8 protein-coding genes and 1 rRNA gene are annotated in these 11,713 nt (G+C 40.0%); 5 read left to right on the top strand and 4 right to left on the bottom strand.

All coding sequences use genetic code 11. The annotated features are described in order from the left end of the window. Positions 1–302: 302 nt before the first annotated feature. Both BW976_RS27110 and BW976_RS27105 read right to left on the bottom strand, forming a co-directional pair. A complete protein-coding gene (locus tag BW976_RS27110; RefSeq protein ID WP_076378522.1) occupies positions 303–1,283 on the bottom strand; it encodes an acyl-ACP desaturase in 981 nt (326 codons plus the stop codon). Between the two features lie 202 nt (positions 1,284–1,485). Continuing rightward, entirely contained in the window at positions 1,486–2,559 is a 1,074-nt protein-coding gene (locus BW976_RS27105; RefSeq protein WP_076378520.1) for a glycoside hydrolase family 5 protein, read from the bottom strand. A gap of 128 nt (positions 2,560–2,687) precedes the next feature. On the opposite strand from BW976_RS27105, the gene BW976_RS27100 reads away from it, so the two are divergent. The 4 genes from BW976_RS27100 (at position 2,688) to BW976_RS27085 (ending at position 9,672) form a co-directional block, all read left to right on the top strand. Next, positions 2,688–4,034 carry a sensor histidine kinase gene (locus tag BW976_RS27100; RefSeq protein WP_076378518.1) on the top strand — a complete coding sequence of 449 codons (1,347 nt, stop codon included), beginning with the start codon at positions 2,688–2,690 and terminating at the stop codon, positions 4,032–4,034. Positions 4,035–4,047: 13 nt separating this feature from the next. Beyond that, positions 4,048–6,132 carry a cellulose biosynthesis cyclic di-GMP-binding regulatory protein BcsB gene (locus BW976_RS27095; RefSeq protein ID WP_076378516.1) on the top strand — a complete coding sequence of 695 codons (2,085 nt, stop codon included), beginning with the start codon at positions 4,048–4,050 and terminating at the stop codon, positions 6,130–6,132. Positions 6,133–6,251: 119 nt separating this feature from the next. Then, positions 6,252–8,096 (top strand): glycosyltransferase family 2 protein, encoded by a 1,845-nt coding sequence (locus BW976_RS27090; protein WP_076378514.1) that lies wholly within the window; start codon positions 6,252–6,254, stop codon positions 8,094–8,096. A 10-nt stretch (positions 8,097–8,106) separates the two neighbouring features. Then, a complete protein-coding gene (locus tag BW976_RS27085) occupies positions 8,107–9,672 on the top strand; it encodes a hypothetical protein (protein WP_076378512.1) in 1,566 nt (521 codons plus the stop codon). Positions 9,673–9,766: 94 nt separating this feature from the next. On the opposite strand, the gene BW976_RS29750 is transcribed toward BW976_RS27085, so the two are convergent. Next, complete coding sequence (locus BW976_RS29750; RefSeq protein WP_217696302.1) at positions 9,767–9,976, bottom strand: hypothetical protein; 210 nt, start codon at positions 9,974–9,976, stop codon at positions 9,767–9,769. 306 nt (positions 9,977–10,282) lie between these two features. On the opposite strand from BW976_RS29750, the gene BW976_RS27075 reads away from it, so the two are divergent. After that, on the top strand, positions 10,283–11,260 hold the full coding sequence (locus BW976_RS27075; protein WP_076378510.1) for a hypothetical protein: 978 nt from the start codon (positions 10,283–10,285) through the stop codon (positions 11,258–11,260). Positions 11,261–11,426: 166 nt separating this feature from the next. Here the strand turns inward: BW976_RS27075 and rrf are convergent. Further along, positions 11,427–11,538 (bottom strand): 5S ribosomal RNA (rrf, locus tag BW976_RS27070). Between the last annotated feature and the right edge of the window lie 175 nt (positions 11,539–11,713).

Raw genomic sequence — 11,713 nt, 5'->3', positions numbered from 1 at the left:
TATTTTGAGACCGAAAAAAGGGTGTCATGCTGAGCCCCGTCGAAGCATGGTGGGCAGGCCTCTGCGCCCACTCTTCGACAAGCTCAGAGTGACAGGCCTTTCCACGCACTGTTGTCATTTCGAACGAGGAACAAGGAGAAATCTTTTGCGCCGGGCTTATTACCTGCAAAAGATTTTTCACTCTGTTCAAGAGATAGTTTCTCACTATCGTTAGAAATGACATGGATATTTTATCATAGCCCACTAAAACAACAAAGGCGCCCGATCAGGCGCCTTTGTTAATATTTTCTGATAAGGAAAATTTATCCATGTATCCAGCTGAATTTGTATTCCAGCATGGGGTTTTTCATGCGTTCGGCAACACGCAGCAGGCGCGATGGCAGGTTCATGATATAATCTCGGGCTTTTTCACCGGCTTCGTTCAAGTCGATAGTACTTTCAATATGCCAGTCTTCAATCAGCTCTTTCAGTATATCCACATAATCAATAGCGGTGTATATACCCAGGCGCTGGGCGGCATCTGTAAAGTGACCAAAAGTTTGACCAACTTTTAAACCTACTTCACGCAGGAAGTGAGCAGGCATTACAATCTTTTTGCGCATCATATCCTCAAAAGCAATCATCGCTTCGCTCGGATCAACCTCAAATATTTTTTCGATAAAGTATTTATAAGCTTTAGCATGACGGGCTTCGTCGCCGGCAATAACACCACACATTTTTGACAGCAACGTATCACCATCTTTTTTAGCCTGTGAGGCCACACGCCTGTGCGATACATTGGTAGCCAGTTCCTGGAACGAGGTATATATAAAATTACGATACGGATCGGTTCCGGTACCGATGTCAAAACCATCTGCAATCAGGTACTGGGTGGATACCTCCATCATGCGCATGTTAACACGGCCAGACAGGTAAAGGTATTTGTTGAGCAGATCACCATGACGGTTTTCTTCACTGGTCCAATGACGGGTCCATTTCATCCAGCCGCCTTCTTCGTTTTTATTTACACCTTCAACCATGGTGAGCCATGATTCATAAGTAGGAAGGGCTTCTTCGGTAATGGTATCGCCAATTAAAACGGCTATCAGGTCATAACTTAAACCCTGGGCGCTTTCCTGCAATTCTTTTATTTCACTGAAAAATGAATCTCTTGTCGAGTCGGGTAAAAAATCAGATGGTTGCCAAATGGTATCAACAGGCTTTAAATATTCAAACATCTTTTCGAGCATATATTTTTCAATATGCTCCATAACCTCCCGACGTTTTTCTTCAAAAAATTCCATAACAGTATATTACCCAACAAAGGTAATCAATAAATGAATAATTATGTTAAATGATTTCATCGCAAGCGGTAAATGGGCTTTTTTTGGAGTAAAGATTTTGGGAGCAAGGAACAAGAACTTATTCCTTATTATAAAAAAATTTACTCTTGGTTTCTTTAGTCCTTACTCTTTGTTCCCGGAATCCTTGTTCCATCTCAAACCTTTATGGCGTATAGCCAATAGCATCTTTCATGCAGGCCGGCAAAGTGTTAATTGCAGGTTTACCGGCAAACAGAGAGAACGATCCGTTATAATCCCAAAGCATGCCAGGAATATGTAGTTGTTTAAGAGCAGTTCGCATGGCTTTAATGTAGCGGCAGCGGCTGTCCAGGTCGGCATATTTATTATAAACCCCATATTCGCCGCATAATATAGGTACCTCGTATTTATTGGCCCAGTTTTTTGCAATTTGTAACTTATCGTTAATGGATTGCTCATTACCATCTTTATTGTACTTATTATAATTGAGTTCGCCATCGGTACCCCGGGCTTTTGGGTTAAGGGCTGGAAAATTTTCCGCACTATAAGGAAATGATACCCCGGTTGTTGCTACCTGGTCGCCCACCCAGGCTGCACCCTGGTGCGTAAAAAAGAAGGGTTCGTAAAAATGAAAGGTGTAAATGATGTTCTCGTCGGCCAGGCGCACAAAACGGCTCAGTTCGTAAATACTATTATAGTTGGATGCACCAATGATCAAAGTATGCTTTTTATCAATTTTGCGAATAGCGCTTACCATATTGTAAGCCGCATCTTTCCACACTTTGGGGTCAATTCGGGGCGGTTCATTATATAATTCAAAAAAAACATCATTGGCGCTGGTATGAGTATAACGTTTTACTATTTTTAACCAGCGCTTAATAATTATAGGTGTTTCCACCAAATAATTGGTATCATTTAACTTTCCGTAATGATAATCAATCACCAGTTTAAATCCGTAATCATGGCATTGTTTTACCACCTGGTCAATCCGGCCGAACACTTCTTCATCGGGTATATGCTGTTCTTCAAACCATCGGAAAGCAACGGGCAGCCTGATGCTTTTAAAGCCTAGTTTTTTTAATAATTCCAGATCATTCCTTTTTAAACCTTCTTCCGCAAACGTTTGTTTAACCCATGTTTGCTCCAGCCAGGAAATACTGATACCGTGATCAAGGCTTTGCGCCCGTTTAAAAGCCTGCAAACGAGATTGCTGGATTTTTGGACTACTTTTTGCAACAGCGCCAGCAGTTGTTACCATGAGTATTAACAAATAGTTTAAGATTTGCGTAAAAAGAACTACTTTAACTCTCACCTCTTAAACCTAAGCTTGATAAAAAACCATAAAAAACAGGACTTGATTTTAATTATAATTTAAGATAACGAATAATGTTTGTTCAAATTGCAAAAGACGAATTAATAAAAGAGACCTCGAAAAAAGCATGGTTCCAGACCAATAATATTATCTGGCCTATTATTTTGCTTTATCCGGTTTTTAGTATTGTTGATTACGTATATGCACCAGAAATTTGGATACAGTTTTTTATTGTGCGGTTGATAACCAGCGCCCTGATATATGGTTTGCATGGTCTTTTTACAGCCAAAAGATATGATTATCGGCTGTTGCTGCATATCAGTTTTTTTTTACTTTCGGTAACATCGGCACTTTTATGCAATATTGTAAAAATCCAAAACCTTAATATTTACTACCTGGTTTTTGCAACTATTGTATTGTTCTTTAACCTGCAGGTGTTTTGGGAGCCTATTAACTCCTTTATGGAAGTATTGTTGGCTTTATTATTACTGGCTATATTTTTTAATTTATTCAGTGATTATAACCTGGATATCGTGATCAGTAATGGAGGACAGTTCTTTTTTATAACTGCTATTATTTCGTGTATCATTCCGGGTACCCGCTATAAGGTGATGAAAAGGGATGTACGCTCGCAGATATTGATTGAAAAATCAAACGAGCAGCTTAAACAGCAAAACGCCGATATTAACGCCAAAAATAACCTGATCGATGCGCAATATGAACAGTTACGCAAAATTGACGGGCAAAAGAACAGCTTTATCAATATAGCCGGGCACGATTTGAAAAACCTCATTGGCTCCGTAGTGATGAGCAATAACATGATCAAGGAAGAAGATTATCGCCTCAGTAACGATCAAAAGGAGTATGTGGGGTATATATCGGAGTCGGCCGAAAAGATGCAGTACCTGCTGAACAGGCTGATGGACGTGAAAGAGATAGAATCGCCGGAGATGCAGTTTAATTTGGAGATGTTTGATGCCAATGTAGAAGTTGCTCACGTTTTCAGGGGGTTATATGAAACTGCACAGATGAAAAATATTCATCTTACAGATAACATCCTGAAACTGCCGCTCACTGTGCGGCTCGACAGGGTATTTGCCGGGCAGGTATTTCAAAACTTACTATCAAACGCCATTAAGTTTTCGCAAACTAATAATGATATCAGGGTGGTAACCAGCCTGCAGCGCCAACGCTTTGTTTTTGAGATCATTGACGAAGGTATAGCCATAGGCCAAAAAGAATTGGATATGATGTTTAATAAGCTGAAAACGCTTAATGATACATCGGGAGTTAATGAAAGTCGCCTTGGTTTAGGTCTTTCCATCGCCAAACTGATGACCCAGGAAATGGGCGGCGAACTTACCTATCGCAGTGACGATAATGGTAATTATTTTAGAGTTGAGTTTTACGTTATAAATTAATATTTACAACCAGATGAGTAAATTTTTAGCCCTTTTAGCCTTTGTATTTTTAGTAAATACAACGACGCAAGCACAAAGTATAGTAACTTTTAAATCGCTTGGGCATGAAGACGATGTGCTATACGGAATGAGTGGCGCTAATTCATTTTATGTGAAGATAACCCCGCTTACCGAAATGAATGGTAGCAAGCTGGTATTGTATTTTGAGCCATCACAGGCTTTGATCAAAGAGCGTTCGTTCATTAACGTGGTTATCAACAACAAACCTGCATACAGCGGCCGGTTAACCAGGGATTCTATACAGAAGCTTACCCTGAACCTCACCCGTGCAGATCTGTCGCCTGATAAGTTCCTGAAGATCCAGGTAAAAACCTTGCTCACCATCAGCGATGATGAGTGTAAGGATCTGGATAATCCGGCTATGTGGTTAAAAATCAAAAATTATTCATACCTGGCATTACAAAAAAGTAATAAGAGCTTTTTCGATAACGTAAATATCAGTAACTGCTTTGACTCCAAAAGGGCTATCGTTTATCCTGCAAATCCAAGCCTGCATGATCTGAAAGCCGTAGCATGGGCTTATTCCAGGTTAAAAAAGACCCAAACCCGTAACATCCAGGTATTTGAAGAAGATAAATTACCTGATACCGTACGTAATTACATACAGGTTGGTAACATAGCAAGCCTAACCGCTGCCAAACGCGAACTGGTAAAAGTAACCCCACAAAGTGATCAGGGTTTATTTTACCTGCACAAATCGGTAAGCCTGGTTACAGATACCAATACCCGCATGGTTGCGGCGCCAAATGGTACCCTTACACCGGTTAAAACCGTGAGCCAGGAAAACGTAACCAAAGAAATATTATTTATTACCGGCGGCGATGATAATGGTTTTGAAAAAGCAATCACCGCTTTGGGTAACATGAACATTCTGAACTCAACCTATGGCGATTACCTGCTCATAGAAAAAGCACAGAACACTTTCTTTAAGAGCATCGACGAAAACCGCTCTAAATTATCCTTGAAACAAATTGGCGGTATCAGCGACTTTTTATCGGGCATTGGTTCATTGAAAAGTGCTTATTCCTTTAAAAACAGCGACTTTAGTTTTACTCCTAAAGAGGTAGAGATCCACTTTGTGGCTAATTATAGCGGCCTAAGTCCCGGCGATCGTGGGTTCTTTAATATTTACCTGAACGGCCTGCTCATAAGCAGTGAAAAACTGGATGCATCCGGTAAGTTAAATACTTCTATCACCATTAACCGTTACCAGCACCATAAATATAATACGCTGGAGGCCGAGTTCCGGTTTTTCCCAACCACTGGTCATTGTAAAGACAGTTTCATCAATTTCTTTGCCGAGGTTGACGTAGATAAATCATACCTGGAATCAAAAAATCCGTTCATCACCAGCAACCTGAGCTTTTACCAGTACCCGGAAGCCTTTAACACTGGTACTACACGCATATTAATAAGCAGGGATTACGCAAAATATGCGGCTGCCGCATTGGGCGAAATTATTTTTGAGCTGAATAACAACATCAACGCTAATAACTTCCCTGAGTTTGTTTACTCAGATGGTATACAGCCAGATGAGCTTAAAAAGTATAATATTATCGCGCTTCTTTCTAAAGATGATAAGTTGCTGAACGAGTTCCCTGATGCACCAATTACCTTCAGCCGTGATTTCCGATTGTATAATACGGATAATCACACACCTGTTTATTCCTTGTCAGATACGGTATCAAACGGCTTGGCCCAGATATTTTACGGGCGCAGCAATAATGCTACGCTGGTACTTACCGCAACAGGTAAACACGTTTCTGAGGCATTTTTGGCTGTATCTAAATCCATTACCGAGCAGCTTTCAACACTATCAAGTAACGTTTGTATATCTGATGTTAACTCCAACAAATACTTGTTCAACATCAATAAATCAAGCGAAAACTTGGAATATATTGATACCAAAAACGGTTTAACCCGTTTCTGGGACAACTACAACCTATATATACTATTAGGTTTACTGATATTGATATTGCTGTCATTCCTGTACGTGCGTTCAAAAGTTCAAAAATCACAGGAGTTGTTTAACGATTAATGCGACCGGAGAATCAAGAGTTAAGAATCAGGAATCAAGACAAAAAGTAAATGATTTCGAATTTTTCCTGGCTCTTGATTTTTGACTCTTGATTCCCATTTTAACATTTATATTTAAATATGAGTATTTCTATTCCTGAACTTTTGGTTAACGACGGGTTCATCATACCAGGCGATCAGGAAAAAATCAAGCATTTTTCAGAACGCTCGGGAATGTCATACGCCAAGATCGCCCTTAACTTTGGGTATATCTCGCGTAAAAATTACGAGCGCTCCTTAACCAACGCGGGCTTTACCTTCGCGCCGGTAAGAGAAGAAGCTTTTGATACCGAAATACTGAAAAAGATCGATCTGAAATTTGCTAACGATCATATCGCTTTACCGCTCCGCATCGAGAATAATAAGGTAGTAACCTTAATGAGCGATCCAAGCAATCAACTATTTATAGAGTTTATCAAGTTTACGTACGACCTGGAGCCGCATATCATTGTAGCCAGCGACCTGGACATTACCTGGTTAAGCCACAAACTGCTCGGCGAAAAATATGTAAAAGCCTCCGTTTTTGAGCTTTTAAGGCGCGATCCTGAAAGCTCGGCATCTACCACCTTTACCAGTCCGCAGCTCATTACTATTTTTATCATCATCAGCATTACTGCCATCGGACTAGTATTGAATTTTAAAAATACATCCATCATTATCAATGTGATCATCAGTACTATTTTCCTGATCGCTATTGTTTTTAAACTGTTCCTGGCCCTGGTAGGTTCGCGCTTTGAACTGCATCAGGCGGTAACCAAAACCGATGTACGGGATATTGTAGAAAGCAGCCTGCCGGTTTACACCATATTACTGCCCGTTTACAAAGAAGACAAGCTCATCAAGAAGCTGATCTGGAACTTACAGAGCCTGGATTACCCCCGCGAGCAGCTGGACATTAAGCTGCTGATTGAGGAAGATGATGACGAAACAATGCAGGCTGTTCAAAACCTCGATTTCCCGGGCATTTTTGAGGTGATCGTGGTACCTTTTCACTTACCTAAAACCAAGCCTAAGGCCTGTAATTACGGTTTGCACTTTTCAAAGGGTAAATACCTCACCATTTATGATGCTGAGGATATCCCCGATACCGATCAACTAAAAAAGGTGGTGGCGCTTTTTGCCAAACTGCCGCAAAATTATATCTGTGTACAAAGCGCGCTAAATTACTTTAACCGTAACGAGAACTTCCTGACACGTATGTTTACGCTGGAATACTCCTACTGGTTTGATTATATGCTTCCGGGATTGGATACATTGGATATTCCTATTCCGCTGGGAGGTACCAGCAATCACTTTAAAATGGATGCCCTGATAGAATTAGGAGCCTGGGATCCGTTTAACGTAACCGAAGACGCCGATTTGGGTGTACGCGCTTATGCCAAAGGCTATAAAATATCTATTATTAACTCCACCACCTACGAGGAGGCTAACAACGAACCCATTAATTGGATACGCCAGCGTTCGCGCTGGATCAAGGGTTATATGCAAACTTACCTGGTACATATGCGTAACCCGGCTGCCCTTGTCCGCAAAATTGGATGGCGGGGATTTTGGGGGTTTAACTTTTTTATAGGCGCTACATCAGCTACATTTTTGGCTTACCCGCTTTTACTGGCCATATTTATCAGCTACCTGATATTTGATTTTTCGACCATACGTTCGCTGTTTCCGGATTGGGTATTATTTATGGCGATATTTAACCTCATGGTGGGTAACATCCTGATGATATATATCAACATGATGGCGGTATTTAAACGCAGGTATTTTGAACTGATATTGTTTGCCATTGCCAACCCTGTTTACTGGTTGATGCATTCGGCAGCAGCTTATATGGGCTTGTACCAGTTAATAGTAAAGCCTTTTTACTGGGAAAAAACCAATCACGGATTAAGTAAAGTTAATAACCCAACAAACGTTATTAAATAAGATTGTTGTAATGAAAATTTCAAAAAATCAATATCTCTTTATTTTAACCCTGATACTTGGCGCCTACTACCTGGTGATCGGTATTTATTTAAATCATCTGGGTTATTATAATCAGGAAAGCATTTTTTACATCGAAAAAACCAAAATAGTTTTTGAGGGCCTGGGTAACCGTATCAAGGTAATGGGGCTTACATCGCCCTTGCTGCCGTTTTACAATACCTTTCTCTTTAGCTGGATCGACTCCTACCTGGCGCCGGTAATAGCGTCAGCAATTGGTACAGCGGTTTTATTTTACATCATTGCCAGCACATTAACCAAACGTATTGAGGATAATTTTTATTTATACGTGCTGTTGCTGTTGTTTTTTCTGCATCCGGGCCTGCTATACGCCGCCTGTTCAGGAAAATCCATCTATATGGTGCTTACCTTCTTTTTCCTGTTCTTTTTTAACCTGCTTAAATTTTATCGCTCCAATACTACTTTTCACGTTTCGCTGGCCAGTATTTGTTTGGTGATACTTATTTTTTGCGATTACAAATTTATCTGGCTCACCCTGTTCTTTGTTCCATTGGTATTGGCTATCACCGTTCAAAGCTTAAATCTGGGCGAAAAGGAATCTATTTTTCGTTTATTTTTAAGTTTCAACAGTCCATCGCTGCGTCGTAAGCTCATCAATAAAACATTCGCTATTTACATTATCCTGTTTATTTTGCCGGTGGCCTCGGTGATCTGTTACAAGCTGCTTAACCTTACGCATGCCAATGATCTGAACTATTTTATCGAGAGCCCTTATGCCACCTGGAACGTATTGGTTGATAAGCTCAACTTTGATATTGCTACTACCAGCGCCAACTACCAATTGCCTGAGCTATCCATCATGGTATCGGTAAGGGTGATCTATTTTTGCCCGCTAATATTAGTGGCTATTTACCTTTTCAGAGAAAGTACTTACCAGGCTTTAACCATTTTAACACCATTTGCTTTTGTAGAGTTTTTACACATCAAATACGATAAGATATTTTTGACTTACGAGTATTACCTCATTTTCCTGATCATGGCATTACTGTGCCTGGTATTTAAGGCGCAAACCGTAAAGCGACAAATGGTATTCAAGGTGATATTATTTATAGTTGTATTGATTCAGCTATATACTGGATATATCTTCCTGAGTCAATCATTAATAACCGACGAAAAGAGATTTATAAGCACGTTAACCACACGCAAACCCAATACCGATCAGGAGGAAAGTATGGAACTGGCAGATGTGATCAATAACCTCCCTAAAACATCACGTGTGCTGATGGATGATGCTGTAGCCTACCCCGTAGCTGCATTTACACATGACATCCAGAAACTGACGTTACCTTACCAGGACCTGTTTTTAAGTGCTATAGAAACGCCATATCGCTATGACGATTATATCCTGATAGCGACGCCCAAAAATCCTTTTACGGGCTATACCCAGTTGAGTAGCCGGTACATCCCACTTATTAAAATAGTAAACAGCGGTGTAAACTATCAACGAGTTTACGAAACGGACAACTGGATCCTTTACCGCATTGTTTCAACACAATAACCTTCCTATATCTTATCATATACAACAAAGAAAAGCCCGCTGGTAATGCGGGTTTTCCGTTATACTAATTTGTGGTTAAAGTGATCCGGATATGTTATTGCTTTTCATGCAAAACAGGTTTACCCATAATAAACCAGGCGCTTTTGATCTTATTATCGGCTAGTTCATATATACAAACGGCATCAATATGGCCCGGTCCTTCAGGAAAAGTACGGGAAACAATTTCTGTATCAACTACCTTATTGTTCAATACTATTCTGCTCACCAGTTTCCCAAACAGGTTGGGTTCATTAAACCTGATCAAATGACGCTCACGTATGGCTGCGGCACCACTGGCTAATAAGGTTGCCGGGTGTTCAAAGTATAAAGCATCGTCGGCCTAGTTTTCCATAAAGGCGTCAATATCTTTATTGTTATAGGCCTCGAGTTGCCGTTGAACTACTGCTTCGATAGTGGATGGAGATACTTCTACATTCATTTTTTTAGTATTTTTTGATGCAGGCAATATCGTGAATAGTTGTTGCAAAACTTTAAACGATATTATGGGTTTACATAAAATAAAGCCGACATGTAACCATATCCTTAATTAAAAGCTATCATGACGAAACTTATGAAACGCAATCTTGCCATATGCTTGGCACTTCTTGCTTTGTTTTTTGCTATTCCGTTTCCGATGCTCTTATACTATAGCATTAAAAGTGAAATTCACCTCGATATTGAAGGATCGGATACCCGGCTTTCGCTAGGTTTGGTAGCCTTGTCTGTTGTGTTTTGGACTATCATTCTATTTGGGTTCTATCGTAAATGGGTTTTGCGTGTATTTTCGGCCAAACGTAATATTGAACGCCTGAAAAAAAATGGTATATACCGCGAGGCCTTAATCCTTAAATCAATCAATAGATCAACGCCAAATGCCAAATACAATTCCTATGAACTTAGCCTGGAGTTTAAAAACCTTGTTGATACCGTGATCATGCAAAAAGCCGACGTTAACGATATGAAACCACATGAACATCGTTTTAAGGAGGGTAAAAAGGTGGGACTATTAATTGACAATGAGGTAAAACATAAACCGTATTTTATTTTTGAAAATACCGAAACCAGTATTCATAAAGGGAGGTTGGTGCTGATACACTTGGGCTGGTTATTACTTTTAATACTTATAACCGGGTATTATATCTATTCCTATCGCTCAGAGAGTGAAGGCATGGGCTGGCGCTTTATGAGTTTTTGGCACCCACTGCTCATTTGCCCGGCTATATTATTATTTTATAATGTTTTGGCCCGTTTGCTTGATGGTAAAATAAGTGGTGTACCAAATGAGCCTTTAATTAAGTTTAAAGGTAAAAAAACAACGGCTAAGTTACTTACGGCAAACCTAACTGGTATATACATTAACCAACAGCCGCTAGTAAACTTTCAACTGGAGTTTGTTGATCATCAAAATTGTACTCATATAGCCAGTATCAAAAAAATTGTAAGCCTGCTTGATCTGGATAGTACGAAGCAGAAAACCTTTGATATTTTTTATCTCAGGGAAGCCCCCCTAAAGATAGCTTTTGCCAACGATTTAAACGAAGTAAGGTAAACCTAGCATGCTTCTCGTGAACTAATCCGGGCTGTCAAAATAGAACATTTAGGCTCTTTTAGCGAAATAGACAAGACTCGAACCATCTCGCGTTATCGCGCGAATGCAAAACATTCCGAACACAAAAAAGCCCTTGACTGATTACTCAGCAAGGGCTTGATTTAAGATTGGGCACCGACCTACTCTCCCACGTTTTACCGCAGTACCATCGGCTCTGGCGGGCTTGACTTCTCTGTTCGGAATGGGAAGAGGTAGACACCGCCGATATAGGCACCTGAATATTTTTAGATTTGAGATGTTAGATATGAGATTTGAGACATACCCTTTTTAACAAACCATTTAATTACTTTTTTTTAGATTGATCAGCAGATTCTGAGTTCAGACTTTCGTCTAATATCTCATATCTAACATCTCATATCTAAGACAATAATTGAAAGAAGTGATTGAATTTCG

Origin of the sequence: Mucilaginibacter lappiensis, from assembly GCF_900155965.1 — a bacterium.
In the GTDB taxonomy this organism is placed as follows: domain Bacteria; phylum Bacteroidota; class Bacteroidia; order Sphingobacteriales; family Sphingobacteriaceae; genus Mucilaginibacter; species Mucilaginibacter lappiensis.
The sequence above is the reverse complement of the archived record's forward strand: the minus strand, read 5'-3'. Positions and strand labels throughout refer to the sequence as shown.